The organism is Snodgrassella alvi (assembly GCF_002777745.1).
In the GTDB taxonomy this organism is placed as follows: Bacteria; Pseudomonadota; Gammaproteobacteria; order Burkholderiales; family Neisseriaceae; genus Snodgrassella; species Snodgrassella alvi_D.
In genome coordinates, this window is record NZ_MEIO01000029.1 from 1 (window position 1) to 15,845 (window position 15,845).

A 15,845-nucleotide genomic window follows, 5' to 3' on the forward strand; every position below is an offset into this window, starting at 1 on the left:
TACTATAAGTAATGCAAACGATGTGCTAGACGGGGGTGCAGGCAATGATACTCTGTATGCGTATGGTGGAGATGACATACTGATCGGCGGTACAGGAAATGACAGACTTTACGGTGGAGAAGGAAATGATACCTATGTATTTGCCAAGGGGCATGGTCAGGATTTTGTTTGTGATAGTGATGGTAAATCAGATACGATTCAATTTCTGGATGTGAATTTTGATGAAGTTAAGTTCCGCAAGAATGGTAATACTTTAATTATTTATGGCTATAACGAAGGAGATTCAATTGAAGTAAGAGACTTCTTTTATGCAGGTGATAAATATGCCATAGAAAACTTTGTATTTAAGGATAAGACGGTTACTCTGGAACAATTTCGGAAAGGGGGTATGATATTATATGGTACCGATGGTAATAATGAAATTGATTTCACAATCGGTAAAGCAATAATTTTTGGAGGTAATGGCGACGATCTCATAAGTGGGGGAAATGATGATACTATTCTGGATGGGGGAAATGGAAATGATAGTATGCAAGTTAAAGGTGGAAATAATATTTTGATGGGAGGAGATGGCACAGATACTCTCTATACTAATTATAATGGAAATAATATATTTATTGGGGGGTTAGATAACGATTATCTTTCCGGTGGTGGTGGAAGTGATGTATATATTTTTTCTAAGGGCCATGGTCATGATTTTGTCTGGGATGGTAAGGTTACATTGCAGGGTGATAATAGCAAGGAAGATACAATTATATTTACAGATGTAAATGTAGCTGAAGTTACATTCTGTAAAAAGGGAAATACATTGTTTCTTGTGGGCTATAATGAAGGCGATTCAGTAGAAATCAGAGATTGTCTCTCTAATGATTGTAATAACTGGGCTGCAGTTGAAAAGTTTGTTTTTAAAGACCGGGTGGTGACAATTTCGGAGATAAAAGCTGCATTTAAAAATAATAATAATAAAGATGGTAATTATTATATTTATTTTGCAAGCAGCATAAAACATAATGACGAACTTGGTTATCCTTTGGTAACCAGTCAAGTTCAGCAGCTTGTTAATGCAATGGCTGGTTTAAATACAAATGCAATTGATGGTATGCAAATGTGTGAATTATTGAGTCAAAATGGCTTATTAGATAATTTTGCAACTTATTTTGATAAATAATTTAAACTCAATAAGTTAGATTTAAATTAAAACCTGTGATTAATCATAATCACAGGTTTTTTAATTTTTATAGATTTATTTATAAATACTTCATATCTAATACATAATTTGTTACTATTTAAGCAGATGAAATTCATGTGTGCATGGAGAATATGGTGTTATGTTTAATAATATAATCGTTAATATTTTGCTAATATTTGACGACCCCATTTTTTGGATAGTTAGCATTATCCTAATTATTTTACTTTTACTCTTATGCATTGCTTGGATACTAAATAAGGTAATGGATTTAGGGGAAGCGCATCCAAAGCCGGCAAAATATAGCTTGATTATTCTTGTGTTAGTATCAATGGTGGCTGGTGGCTTTAAAATACGGGATTTATATTATGAAAGACCACCGTATCATTTCTGGAGTGAATTATTAAAGAAAAATCATAAACCATTCAATGTATCACAAGAAGAATTTGAGGCTAAAAACAGAGCTGGATATTGTTGGCGGGATAGGAAATACTATAGCAAAGAAGAGCTTTGGCATAAAGCAATAAAAAGTTTAACTGGGCGAATGATATATGAGAATAATTTGTTTTGGGATAATAAAGTATTAGATGCTGAAGGTAAGCGAAGCTGGACATCTGCTGATTGCGAACGTTGGAATAGTTGTAAAGTATGGCGAGTGCCTGTAAGTTTAACTAATCAAGAGTTTAAAGCTTATATAGGAGATGGGGAGCATTATCGTGAAAAAGTTGATGGGCTAAAAAATGCTGAAAATGTGCAGACCTATATGTACACCTCGGATAAAAACTATATTAATGATGAGTTTCAATTAAAAGATTTTATTCTAATACATGATAACATTGAAGGGACTACTATATATGGTAAGAATTGTTGTAGTATATTAAATAAAACAGAATGGTCAGTGATAAGAAAAAACTATAATTTATACTTTGTTAAAAGTGAGATAGGCACATTTGTGGAAGAATCGAAAATCCCTGAAGATTTAAATATTAATTCGTGGGGAATTGGTAATTTCTATTTAAGCGTTACCAATTTTACAATTGGAGATAAACGTGAATTACTTGATAAGCCAAATAATGTCTTTTATTTAAATAATTGTGGCGATATTTTATACAAGCCATTTTATTTTACGCAATGAATTAAATTTTTTAAGTCTACTAAAATAAAGAATATTATGGTAAATATATTATATTTTAATTAATTTAGATTTTTTTATTTGTTCATCTCAAATATAACACAGTAGGAGTATTAACATGGTTTATGACGCGAATGCAGGTAAAAATTTAGTGGGTGAAGATGAGATTCTGGCGAGATACTTATGAAGCACCGTTACCTTCAGAATTAGTTGATGATAAGTGGATACGAGATGCGAATGCTGTGGGAGACGCTTTGATGATCGATGCACAGGAATATATGACGCAAAGCGTTGGGTAGTTTGTATCGACGGCTGATTTTAAATTCTAAATAGCTTTTATAAGCAATAGTTCTTTCAGTGTATTAAAGAAATAAAATTTGTTACTATTTAAGCAGATGAAATTCATGTGTGCATGGAGAATATAAAGGAATGTTTTTGATATTTGTAGGAATTATTGTAATCACTTTTTTCTTACCCCTATGTGGCGTTTGGATTCTGGTTAAACTAACGGATTTAGCAAAAGCGCATCCAAAACCGGCGAAATATACATTAATAATCATGTTTATGATATTAATGGTAGCAGGTGGCTTTAAAATACGGGATTTATATTATAAAAAATCACCATATTACTTCTGGAATGAATTAATAAAGAAAACCCCCAAACCAAACGATATTACACAAGAAGAATTTGAGGCTAAAAACAGAGCTGGGTATTGCTGGCGGGACAGGAAATATTATAGCAAGGAAGAGCTTTGGTATAAGGCGATGAAAAGCTTAACTGGGCGAATGATATATGAAAATAAATTTTATTGGGACAATAAGGTAGTTAATATTAATGATGATTTTTTACCAACTGAAGAAGAATGTGCAAGGTGGAACGGTTGTAGAGTCTTCAAAATTTCGATGAATCCAGATAAAGAAAAATTTCTTAAAGCGAATATTGAAAATAAATCTGATTTTTGGAAAGGCATTGACATATTAATTAAACATAATGAAGCGCAAAGCTTTATATTTGCATCGGATAAAAATTATGTTAATGATGATTTTAAATTAAAAAACTATATTCTGATACATAAATTGGATAATCCAGCTTATCTTTCTGTTTATGATAGTAATAGCTGCTGTACTGTTTTAAATAAATCAGAATGGTCATTGAGAAGAAAAAACTATATTTTAAAAAATGCTGGAATTGATACAGCAGCATTTATGCAAGAATCTAGAATTCCCATGGATATAAATATTAATTCTTGGGGCATAGGTAATTTCTATTTTGATGTTAGATATTCTTACTTAATAAGTGTCACCGAGTTTGTAGCTGGAGATAAACGTGAAATTCCTAAAGATACAAGGGAAGTGTTTTTGTTAAATAATTGTGGCGATATTTTATATAAGCCCTATTATTTTGTACCAAATCTTACTCAATAGTACTAAATAGTGTTTGGACTATATTATAAATAAGGTTAGAGTTTGCGCAAATATGAGGACAGGTTTTATATAATCATTATATTATTTTAATGTAGCAGAATAAAAATTTCTGGATTGATTGCTGCTGTATAAATTTTAGGTAAATAAAATATAATTTATGTTAATATAAATATATCTGCTTGAAGCAGAATCCTTAAATATTTAGTACAAGGAGTGTATACATGTTTTATGAAGTAAATGCCGGAAAAGAATTAGTAAGTGTGGATGAAATTCTGGCCAGATATTTATGGAATCAGAAAACAGCACCGTCACCTTCTGAACTAGTTGATGATAAATGGATACGCGATGCAAGTGCTGAGGGAGATGCTTTGATTATCAATGCACAGGAATATATGACGCATGGGGGTGGGCGGTTTGTATCAGCAGTGGATTTTAAATTTTTTAGAGACTTTTTTTCTTCAGAATTTTCAGCTGGTAGTTATGATTTTGTTTCTATGTGGAATAAAATGAAAACTGATCAAATTATTAAGTCAGATAAAGATTTTAAAAATATTAAAGATGAAGTATTTAAAACCTCTATTAGTCAATATGATACTGCTGTTGCGTCAAGTGATTTTGTAACCCGTGCCTTTATCTTTGGTTCAACAAGCTTTACTATTGATTTTGATTCAATAAAATTTGTGGTTAAGGAAGACGGTTCCAAGGAAATACAAGGATTAAAAATAATTCCATGTGAAGATAATTTTGACTTTGATGGTAAAGGATGGAAAGCAAATATATTTAATAAATTATATAAAGAAAAAATTGACCCATATGGAATAGGTAGAAAAGTACCAATTAAATTTACAGGAGATGTACCTGCGGTTACGGTAACAGATAAAGATTTTACTAAATTGAAAATTGAAAAATTTGTTTTTGAAAAAATTAATGATGAGACAAAAGTAGGGGGGTGGGGAGCAAATTTCGCTATAATACAATATCTTATATCAATTTCTCCTTCAGTTAGATTTATTGATTCCCGCGGTAGAAAAGTGGTTTATGATGGTAAAGATAGATTTCATAAAGGTTCCCTGACGCCGGCAGAACCTATAGATGAAATGGATATGATTTTCAATAATTCCTCAGCTTTAATTGGTGGTGGTGGTGAAGATGTTTTACAAGGTGGTTATGGTGATGATTTGTTAATGGGGTCAAGTTCTTGCTCCATTGAAAAAGATATTCTTATGGGTGGCGATGGCTATGATACTTATATCGCAGACAAAATGGATGTGATTGAAGATTCTGATGGTAAGGGGCAGATATTTAATGTAGATGGAAGTACTTCAGTTGCTAATAAAAAAATATTAACCGGAGGTTTTCATTATAAGAATGATCCTGAGCATACTTATTATGGCGGTGGGAATAAATATTACTGGGATGGTGGAGATTTAATAGTTAATGATGGATTAAGGGTTAAAAATTTTAAAAATGGAGATTTAAATATCCGGCTGATAGAAAGAGGAAGTGAAAGAGGGAAAGATGATACTCGGCCAGATATCAAGGAAGCGGCGAAAACTGTATCACCTGTTGTTATTGATATGAATGGCGACGGAGTAAAAACCAGTGCTAAAGGCAAGCATGTTTATTTTGATCATGATGGCAATGGCTTTGCAGAAAATACTGGCTGGGTAGACAGTAATGATGCGTTACTGGTTTTAGATCGCAATCAAAATGGCCAGATTGATGATGGACGGGAACTTTTTGGTAACAATACGCTACTGGTTTCGGGTAAAAAAGCGAAAAATGGTTTTGAAGCTTTGGCTGAATTTGATGAAAATCATGATGGAGTAATTGACGCTACAGATTCTGTGTGGTCGAAATTGCAGCTATGGCAGGATAAAAATCAGAATGGCGTGGTTGATGAGGGCGAGTTGTCAGCACTGAGTGCCAGCCAGATTACGGCAATCGGGGTTAATTATAAAAATAAAAAGGTCAAAGATGCGCATGGTAATGAGCACAGGGAAACAGCAAAGGTTACGTGGGCTGATGGGCATCAGACAGATGCAACAGATGTGTGGTTTGACACGGAGCCGAGTGATGCGTTTAACACTGAGAGTATTGAGATAGATAAGGATATAGCCAAATTACCTTATGTGCGGGGTTTTGGTAATGTACTGGATTTGCATTCTGCGATGCAGAAGGATGCAGTACTGAAAGATATGGTTAAATCTTATCTGGCTGCTGATGCAAAAACGCGTGATTCGATGCTGGATGAGCTGATATACCGCTGGACGGGTTCAAATCAGATTGATCCTGCTAGCAGGGGAAGTTATATTGATGCTCGGCGGCTGGTGACTTTGGAAAAGTTAACTGGTTCGGACTACCGGCAGAGTTGGAATTACGGAAGTCCAAACCCTTTGGAACAAGCTGCACTTAAGCTGATTGCTGAGTTTAATGATTTTGCCGAATATGTTTCTGCCAGTTTGTTGGCAGAAGGAGTATATAAAGAGCTGTTTTTCCCGATCATTCTGGCGCAATGGAATGCTGAACAGCAAAAAATCGGATATGACTACTCTAAGCTGAATCAGGAGATTGCAAGATTAGTTGAAAATAATCAGCTGGCTGAAGCTAGAGAGCTGATAAAAATTGATAAGAATCTGGGTAAATATAATAGTGCAATGCGGGAAAGGCGGCAAGCCAATCTATTAACAGCAGCTGGTGCTAATGGATTAATAGCTCAACTTTATGGAGAGACTGATAATATTTTTGTTAGTACAAGTGGAAACGACAGCTTTAATGGAAACGACTGGCATAAAGATCGCTATCTGTTTCGCTCAGGCCATGGGCAGGATGTAATAAAAGATTTTGGATATGTCCATGAAAAAAATAGGCGCAATGATTTATGCTTTGAAGGAGCGAAGCTGGCTGATGCACAGTTTGTACGTGCGGGCAATGATTTAATTATCAAAGCGTATGGAACGAATGATTCAGTAACTTTATTAGATTATTTTAATAACAGCAGGAATTGCGCATTTAATTTTGTATTTGATGATGAAACGATTACTTATGAAGAGTTGGTGAGTCGGTATACCTTTATTCAAAGTGGAGATGATGGAGATAATAAGATTACCGGTTGGTGGGGTAAAGATATTATTAATGGCGGAGCCGGCAATGACATTCTAGAGGGAGGAGAAGGTTACGATATCCTGATAGGGGGTACAGGCAATGATATCCTGAAAGGAGGAGATTGGCATAAAGATCGTTATGAATTTGAGGCGGGGCATGGTCAGGATGTGGTTAAAGATAATGGCCATAATTCAAAAGATTATCTAAACGATCGTAATGATCTGGTATTTAAAGGAGCCAAGCTGGCAGAAGCAGAATTTATTTGTTCTGGAATAGATCTGATTATTAAAGCGTATGGTTCAGAGGATTCAGTAACCTTACCGAATTTTTTTAACACTGATTATCAATATAGTAGAGCATTTAATTTTATATTTGATGATCAAAGTGTTACTTATGAAGATCTTTATGCATACCCACTATTGGGCGGAAATGGCAATGATATTCTGAATGGTGGAGATGGCAACGATATTATGGATGGCAGAGGCGGTAACGACACCCTGATAGGAGGAGCGGGGAATGACATTTTATGGGGTGGAGATGGCGATGATATTCTGAATGGAGGAGAAGGCAATGATATCCTGAATGGCGGACGTGGTTACGATATTCTGAATGGAGGTTCAGGAAACGATATTCTGAATGGAGGCGACGGGCATAAAGACCGTTATGAATTTGAGATTGGGCATGGTCAAGATGTGGTTAATGATTGTGGTTACGACTCAGAGTATTATCGAAAAGATCGTAATGACCTTGTATTTAAAGGGGCCAATTCAGTAAATGCAGAATTCATTCGGTCTGGAAATGATCTGATTATTCGGGCATATGGATTAGCAGATTCGGTAACCTTGCCAGATTATTTCAATAATGACAATCGTTATAGCAGAGCATTTAACTTTATATTTGATGATCAGAGCATTACTTATGAAGACATCAAAAAAGACTATTTTTTCACTGAAAATGGAGACGAAAAAGACAACATTATTACGGGATGGTCTGGCAACGATATTCTGAATGGTGGTGCTGGAAACGACACTCTATGGGGAGAGAATGGTAACGATATCCTCAATGGAGGAGAAGGAGATGATATTCTGAATGGCGGAGATGGTAATGATGTTCTGAATGGAGAGGACGGAGATGATATTCTGAATGGCGGAGATGGCAACGATGTCCTGAATGGAGGAGAAGGAGATGATATTCTGAATGGCGGAGATGGTATCGATATTCTGAATGGTGGTGCTGGAAACGATACTCTGAATGGCGGCGATTGGTGTAAAGATCGTTATGAATTTGAGGCTGGGCATGGCCATGATGTGATTAATGACCTTGGCTATGCTTCGAAGGATTATCAGAACAATCTTAATGATGTAGTATTTAAAGGAGCCAGGCTGGCAGACGCAGAATTTATTCGCTCTGGGAACAGTCTGGTTATTCGAGCATATGGATCAGAAGATTCAGTGACACTGCTGAATTATTTTGGTAGTGGTGAATATTATAACAGGGCAGCGTTTAACTATATATTTGATGATCAAACCATCACCTACGAAGATGTTTATAATAATTATATTTTTGCTTATAACGGGGATGAAAAAGATAATACTATTTGTGGTTCTAACGGAAAAGACATTCTTAATGGCGGAGCTGGCGATGACAGTCTATGGGGAGCAAACGGAGATGATGTTCTCAATGGAGGAGCGGGTAATGATATTCTGAATGGAGGAGAAGGTTACGATATTCTGATTGGAGGCACTGGCAATGATATTCTGAGAGGAGGTGATAATCATAAAGACCGTTATGAATTTGAAGCGGGACATGGTCAGGATAGGATTGAAGATGGTGGTTCCTATTCATACTCTACTAATAATGAAGTGGTATTTAAAGGAGCCAAACTGGCAGATGCAAAATTCAAGCGATCCGGATATGATCTGATAATTCAGGCATATGGATCAGAAGATTCAGTAACTTTTCCGGATTATTTCAGATATGGATCACTGCTTACCGCAGCTTTTGATTTTATATTTGATGATAGAAGCATAGGTTATTATGGCCTCTTAAGAGAAAAATTTGAAATTATTCAGGATGGCAATGAAAATGATAATGTTATGTCTGGCTGGGATGGAGTCGATATTATAAACGCAGGAGCAGGCAATGACACTTTATGGGGTGAAGATGGTGACGATGTTCTGAATGGAGGAGCCGGCAATGATACTCTATGGGGTGGAAATGGTTATGATATTTTGAATGGAGGGGCTGGTGACGATATCTTAAATGGAGAAGCTGGTTACGATATTTTAAATGGAGGTGCAGGAAACGATATTCTGAATGGGGGTGATTGGAACAGAGACCGTTATGAATTTGAAGCGGGCCATGGCCAGGATATAGTTAATGATCTAGGTTATGATATAAAAAATGCATTTGATCATAATGAGTTAGTATTTAAAGGTGCTAATCTGGCCGATGCTGAATTTACCCATTCTGGCAAAGATCTAGTGATCCGAGCGTATGGTTCAGCAGATTCTGTAACGTTACCGGATTACTTCAACGAAAATTGTGATACCAGATCATTTAAATTTATATTTGATGATCAAACCATAGATTATTTTTATTTAATAGAAAATTCTATAATTGTTCATAAGGGTAATGAAAATAATAATGTTATTAATGGCTGGTGGGGAAATGATATTCTTATCGGAGGTACAGGAGATGATGTTCTAGACGGTGGCTATGGCTACGATATTTTGAATGGCGGTGCAGGAAACGATATTCTAAATGGAGGTAACTGGCATAAAGACCGTTATGAATTTGAGGCTGGCCATGGTCAGGATGTGGTTAATGATTTAGGTTATATGGATAAAAAAAATAAAGATCAGCGTAATGATTTAGTGTTTAAAGGTGCTAATCTGGCCGATGCTGAGTTTATCCATTCCGGCAATGATCTGATTATTCGAGCGTATGGATCAGCTGATTCGGTGAAGCTGCCGGATTACTTCAATAATGGCAATAAATACAGCCGTGCGTTTAATTTTGTATTTGAAGATCAGAGTGTTTCTTATGAAGAGCTGAAGAAGAAACGTGCCTTTATTTTAGCTGGAGGCGGAAAGGAAAAATACAGTGTTAATTTTAATCTTGGCACGGATGTTGATGTGCTGAGTTATGGAAATTTTTCTGTTTTCGATGCTGGTTATGAACAGGATGTTGCTAATACTGTAGCAGGTACTTCTGCGCAGCAAGGTGGTTCTTGTGCAGGTGATTGGGATGATTCTGCTGCTAAGGTTCAGACTTTGTTATCAGCTATGGCAGGATTTACTACTGGTATTGAGGGTGGGTTAAATTCTCCAGAACAGATGTCTCATTCGACTCAAATGGCCAATATGTCAGCTTATTGGGGTAGTTGATGAGTTTTAAAGTTTTTATTTAAGAATTTATTTTCTTTAAGCTGTATTTAATTAAAAAATCCTTAAACATGATTGTTTAAGGATTTTTTTGATTGGTGGTTATGTTTTATATCAAAACCGCACAGCCTTGTGCCGGATCACTGTTGCGTGCTGCTATGGCGTCTTCTACGGTCATGCTTAAAGCTTTGGCTACACCAGTGCCATAATCTGGGTGGCAGGCATTGCAGTTGCGGATATGGCGATATTTGATGAAATCCGGTGCATCGCCCATGGCCCGTGCTGTGTTTTCATACAATACTTGTTTTTGTGTATCGCTCATGAGGTTAAAAAGGGCACGTGGCTGGCTGAAGTAGTCGCTATCATCTTCATGAAAGTTCCAGAAATCGGCATCGCCATTGATTTTGAGTGGAGGCTCTCTGAATTCTGGCTGTTCCTGCCACTGGTGAAAGCTATTGGGTTCGTAGTGGGGCAGGCTGCCGTAATTATTGTCTACACGGGTGGTACCATCGCGATGATTGCTGAATACGGGGCAGTGTGCTTTGTTTACGGGAATTTGGTGGTGGTTGACGCCGACACGGTAGCGGGCTGCATCCGCGTAGTTATATAAGCGTGCCTGTAATACTTTGTCTGGTGATACACTGATTCCGGGTACGAGGTTGCTTGGTGCAAAGGCTGCCTGTTCGACATCAAGATAGTAGTTGTCTGGATTGCGGTTTAGTTCGAATTCTCCAACTTCGATAAGCGGGTAATCGCCATGTGGCCACACTTTTGTCAGATCAAATGGATGATAGGGGACTTTTTCTGCATCGGCCTCGGGCATGATTTGGATATACATGGTCCATTTGGGAAAGTCGCCACTTTCAATGGCGTTGTAGAGGTCGCGCTGATGGCTGTCCCGGTCTTGTCCCATGATGTTGGCAGCTTCTTCGTCGGTAAGGTTTTTGATGCCTTGTTGGGTACGGAAATGGAATTTAACCCAGAAGCGCTCTTTATTGGCATTGATGAAGCTAAAGGTATGTGAACCGAATCCATGCATGTGACGATAGCTGGCTGGGATGCCGCGATCAGACATGGTGATGGTGACCTGATGAAATGCTTCGGGGAGTAGTGTCCAGTAATCCCAGTTGTAAGTAGGGCTGCGCAGATTGGTGCGGGGATCGCGTTTAACTGCTTTGTTTAAGTCGGGAAATTTACGCGGGTCGCGCAGGAAAAATACTGGGGTGTTGTTGCCAACTAAATCCCAGTTGCCTTGTTCGGTGTAAAAACGCATGGCAAAGCCGCGTATGTCGCGTTCTGCATCGCCACCACCGCGTTCGGCCGCTACTTCGGAGAAGCGAACGAACATTTCGGTTTTTTTGCCAATCTGGCTAAATAGTTTGGCGCAGGTATACTGGGTAATGTCATGTGTTACGGTAAAGGTACCAAATGCACCTGAACCTTTGGCATGCATACGGCGTTCGGGGATGACTTCGCGGACGAAATTAGCCAGTCTTTCGTTAAGCCATAAGTCCTGAGCTAATAGTGGGCCACGGGGTCCGGCTGTGAGACTATTCTGGTTATCAGATACAGGGGCACCCTGATCTGTAGTGAGATGGGTAACTGGACATTTTTTTATGTCATGGTTCATGGTAAAGCTCCTTGTTAATTTATTATTAAAAAAGGCCTTTACTACTTTTTGGCTGCGTAAAAGATTATAGACTTTATAAAAAATATTAATGTTAATAACTTGTTATTTTACATTTTATTGAAAATGACAATTATATTTAATATTTGTCAAATTTTTTATATTTGAATGTTTGCTTTTTAATTTGTTTATTTGCTATTGGTAGGCGGAAATAAATTAACCAGCCTGTTCAGGCTGGCTGGAAGTAGATGGGATTATTGTTGCTTGACAATAATCTGAATTAGTAGATTAGACTGAGAAAGATGAACCGCAGCCGCAGGTAGTGGTGGCATTTGGGTTGCGGATGACAAATTGAGAACCGTGCAGGCTTTCAGAGTAGTCAATTTCTGCACCGATTAGATACTGATAGCTCATGGGATCAATCAGGAAAGTTAAACCATCTTTTTGGATTTCAAAATCATCATCATTAACGATTTCATCAAAGGTAAAGCCATACTGGAAACCCGAGCAACCACCTCCCGTTACAAATACCCGCAGTTTCAGGTCAGGATTGTTTTCTTCTGCAATCAGATCTTTAACTTTAGTGCAGCAGCTTTCTGTAAAGATAATTGGTGTTTCAATGTCGGTATCTGACATGGTTTGATCCTTTTGGCTAATATGTATAGACTGGATTTTCCATCTTGCTGGCAATTTATGGCAAGAGGGGAATAAGTTTTAATCCGCTGGTTTCATCCAGTCCGAACATGATATTCATGTTCTGGATGGCCTGTCCGGCTGCGCCTTTAACCAGATTGTCAATCACAGATAAGATAATCCATGTGTTATTCTGGGGAGCAGGCTGTACGCTGATGCGACAGAGATTAGCTCCGCGAACGGAGCGTGTTTCTGGCATGCTGCCAGCCGGCATTACATCGATGAACGGGCTGTTACGATAATAGTCGGCAATCAATTGATATGGATTGTGACTATCTTTGGTTTGTATATATATGGTGGCATGCATGCCGCGAATCAAGGGGGTAAGGTGGGGAATAAAAATGAGGTTGTTACCCATCTGAGGCTGTAAAAGATTAAGAGTTTGTCTGATTTCGGGTAAGTGTCGATGACCACTGATACCATAAGCCTTGAAGTTGTCGCTACATTCAGCAAACAGATTACTTGTGTCTGCTTTGCGGCCTGCACCGGATACGCCAGATTTGCAATCGGCAATCAATAGCTGGTTATCTGCAAGGCACTGTTGTTGTAATAAAGGAAGTAAGGGTAAGCTAACGCAGGTGGGGTAGCAACCAGGATTAGCTACGAGCTGAGCCTGAGCTATGGCGGTACGATTGAGTTCGCATAAGCCATACTCAGCTTTTGTTACCCATTCAGGGCTACTATGGGTAAATGGATACCATTCTTGCCAGAGTGCTATATTCTTGATGCGGTAATCTGCGGATAGATCAATTACTTTTACGCCCTGAGCCAGTAGGGGCGGAGCCTCCTGCATAGCGATGCCGTTTGGTGTGGCAAAAAATACGATGTCACACTTATTGAGGCTGGCTTGTTCCGGATGTTGAAAAACAAGATGATTATAACTACTACGCAAACTGGGAAAATAGTCGCTCAGTGTTGTTCCTGCTGCACTACGGCTGGTAACTGCGATTATTTCTGCGGCCGGATGTTGTGCCAGTAAGCGTAATAATTCTACACCGGTATAACCTGTGGCGCCGACAATACCGATTTTGATACTCATATATTTTCTTTCATAGTTTTTACGGTTAGCTTTATTAGTTAAATAACTACCTGTGCACCCAGTTCGACTACACGATTGGCTGGAATATGATAGTAATTACTTGCGGTGGCGCTATTTTTATACAACCATTTGAAAATTCGGGCGCGTAAGCGACCCATGTTGCCATGTTTGGTTTTGGCTGCGACCACGATGCTGTCATGGGAAAGGAAGAATGATGTCTCCATGGTATTGAGGGTGATACCCTGTTCAGCCATTAAGGTCAGAATATGGCCGATATTGGCTGTTTCTTGAAAGCCATAGTTCGCAATTACTCGGGTAAAGCGCGGGCCAATCTGTTTCATGGCGACGCGTTCATTGTCGGTAATATGAGGCACTTCTTTGGTTTTGATGCTAAGTAAAACATTGTAGCTATGCAATACTTTGTTGTGTTTGAGGTTATGCAGTAGTGCCCGAGGAACGCTGAATGGGTCAGATACCATGAATACGGCATTGCCAGAGATAATCTGTGGCGGATAATTGTGTAGATTTACGACAAAGTCATCCAGTGAGAATTCTGTGTTCTGCTGGGCTTTGTGTAGTTGTAACTGTCCGCGACGCCATGTGGAAAATAATGTGACTACAATCAGAGCTATCATTAATGGGAACCAACCGCCGTGAATTAGCTTGAGCAGATTGCTGCTGAAGAAAACTAAATCGAAGCACAGGAATGCTGAGGTAAGCAGCAGTGCCAGTGGAATTGGCCAGTGCCAGTTTTTAATCATTACTACACAAAACAGGCAAGAGGTGATTACCATGGTGCCGGTAACGGCAATTCCATAGGCTGAGGCCAGATGTTCTGAGTCGTGAAAGACGAAAACTACTAAAGCTACTGCTACAAGTAACAGCCAATTAACCAATGGCAGATAAATTTGGCCAACTTCTTCGTTATTGGTATGAATGATATTCATGCGTGGTGCAAAGCCAAGCTGAATTGCCTGACGTGTCAGGGAGAAGGCGCCCGCAATCACGGCCTGACTGGCAATGATGGTCGCAAAGGTAGCCAGTATGATTAAGGGAATCAGTAGCCAGTGCGGGGCACTCAGGAAAAACGGATTATTGATTGCTGCCGGATTGTGCAGAATGAGTGCACCTTGTCCCAGATAGTTGATGATAAGGCTGGGTAAAACTATTTTTACCCAAGCGGTTTGGATGGGCTGGCGGCCGAAATGCCCCATATCTGCATATAAGGCTTCTGCTCCTGTTACGGCCAGTACGACACAACCTAGTCCGATAAAGCCATCCCAGCCGTGGCTGATAGCAAACTTAATGCCGTAATAGGGGTTGAAAGCGAGAATAATTTTAGGAGCCTGCACTATCTGGTACAGACCTATCAGTGCAACGGCGCTAAACCACAGCAGCATAATCGGGCCGAACAGTGTACCAATTTTATGTGTGCCTTTTTTCTGAATCAAAAATAGTGCAAACAGAATCACCAGTGCTATTGGCATTACATATGGCCGGAAGCTTTCCTTTATTACGGTTAGGCCTTCTGCGGCTGAAAGCACGGATACGGCCGGAGTAATCATGGCGTCACCGTAAAAAAGTGCAGTACCTGTAAGCCCCATCATCATTACAATCCATGCAGGTTTGCCTTTCAGATGCCGCATTGCTTGCTGCATAAGTACTACAACACCACCCTCGCCATTGTTATCTGCCCGCAGGATAAATAAAACATATTTGAGAGTAACAATCAGTAGCAATGACCACAGGATTAGTGAGATAAAACCTAATACGTTTGCCTCTGTGGGTGCTATTGTAGAAGCGCGAAAGCTTTCTTTTAAGGCATACAGCGGGCTTGTGCCGATATCGCCATAAACAATACCCAATGCAGCAAGTGTCATTGCAGTATTGGCAGAAAACTGTATACGCATTTATTTGCCTCTTCATATGGTTGTTAGGTAATGCAGTTTAGTCTTAACGTTAAGTTTAGCCAATCCCTTAAATGTGGGTTTTTATAGATTTTTTTTGTTTAGTAGCCGTGGCTGATGGTGGCTGATTCAGGCGGTTTTTGCGTGTGTGTATTGGTGATGAAAATACCATTTTACTTTTAGATGAAAGTAAAATGGTGTGTGATGAATTTCATTAAGGAATATATTATTCATTATATTATTGATTAACAAGTGGTTATAATAATGGTGTTGGGAATAAGTATACAGAGTGGTGGATGCAATTGATTGATATGTTTACGCTAATCAATATTAATGTTTGATATA

8 protein-coding genes are annotated in these 15,845 nt (G+C 38.6%); 4 read left to right on the forward strand and 4 right to left on the reverse strand.

What is annotated here, in order from left to right; translation table 11 throughout:
• The 4 genes from BHC51_RS04135 to BHC51_RS13165 form a co-directional block, all read left to right on the forward strand.
• Positions 1-1,168 (forward strand): calcium-binding protein (locus BHC51_RS04135; protein WP_143558755.1); only part of this gene is annotated, 1,168 nt, incomplete at its 5' end.
• Between the two features lie 283 nt (positions 1,169-1,451).
• The gene (locus tag BHC51_RS04140) at positions 1,452-2,321 is read left to right on the forward strand and encodes a hypothetical protein (protein WP_143558757.1); all 870 of its coding nucleotides are present in this window, start codon (positions 1,452-1,454) and stop codon (positions 2,319-2,321) included.
• 405 nt (positions 2,322-2,726) lie between these two features.
• On the forward strand, positions 2,727-3,743 hold the full coding sequence (locus BHC51_RS04145) for a hypothetical protein (protein WP_143558759.1): 1,017 nt from the start codon (positions 2,727-2,729) through the stop codon (positions 3,741-3,743).
• Between the two features lie 425 nt (positions 3,744-4,168).
• Entirely contained in the window at positions 4,169-10,237 is a 6,069-nt protein-coding gene (locus BHC51_RS13165) for a calcium-binding protein (protein ID WP_180296425.1), read from the forward strand.
• 106 nt (positions 10,238-10,343) lie between these two features.
• Here BHC51_RS13165 and BHC51_RS04165 read toward each other — a convergent pair whose 3' ends face one another.
• The 4 genes from BHC51_RS04165 to BHC51_RS04180 all read right to left on the reverse strand — a co-directional run bounded on the left by BHC51_RS04165 (position 10,344) and on the right by BHC51_RS04180 (position 15,503).
• The gene (locus tag BHC51_RS04165) at positions 10,344-11,864 is read right to left on the reverse strand and encodes a catalase (protein ID WP_100100401.1); all 1,521 of its coding nucleotides are present in this window, start codon (positions 11,862-11,864) and stop codon (positions 10,344-10,346) included.
• Positions 11,865-12,149: 285 nt separating this feature from the next.
• Complete coding sequence (gene erpA, locus BHC51_RS04170; protein ID WP_100100402.1) at positions 12,150-12,497, reverse strand: iron-sulfur cluster insertion protein ErpA; 348 nt, start codon at positions 12,495-12,497, stop codon at positions 12,150-12,152.
• Positions 12,498-12,552: 55 nt separating this feature from the next.
• Complete coding sequence (gene argC / locus BHC51_RS04175; protein ID WP_100153394.1) at positions 12,553-13,593, reverse strand: N-acetyl-gamma-glutamyl-phosphate reductase; 1,041 nt, start codon at positions 13,591-13,593, stop codon at positions 12,553-12,555.
• 38 nt (positions 13,594-13,631) lie between these two features.
• A complete protein-coding gene (locus BHC51_RS04180) occupies positions 13,632-15,503 on the reverse strand; it encodes a potassium transporter Kup (protein ID WP_257384766.1) in 1,872 nt (623 codons plus the stop codon).
• Between the last annotated feature and the right edge of the window lie 342 nt (positions 15,504-15,845).

Coding starts and splice junctions, on each gene's coding strand:
- BHC51_RS04140 (WP_143558757.1), top strand. CDS start 1,452: ATGGATTTAGGGGAAGCGCATCCAAAGCCGGCAAAATATAGCTTGATT.
- BHC51_RS04165 (WP_100100401.1), bottom strand. CDS start 11,864: ATGAACCATGACATAAAAAAATGTCCAGTTACCCATCTCACTACAGAT.
- erpA (WP_100100402.1), bottom strand. CDS start 12,497: ATGTCAGATACCGACATTGAAACACCAATTATCTTTACAGAAAGCTGC.
- argC (WP_100153394.1), bottom strand. CDS start 13,593: ATGAGTATCAAAATCGGTATTGTCGGCGCCACAGGTTATACCGGTGTA.
- BHC51_RS04180 (WP_257384766.1), bottom strand. CDS start 15,503: ATGCGTATACAGTTTTCTGCCAATACTGCAATGACACTTGCTGCATTG.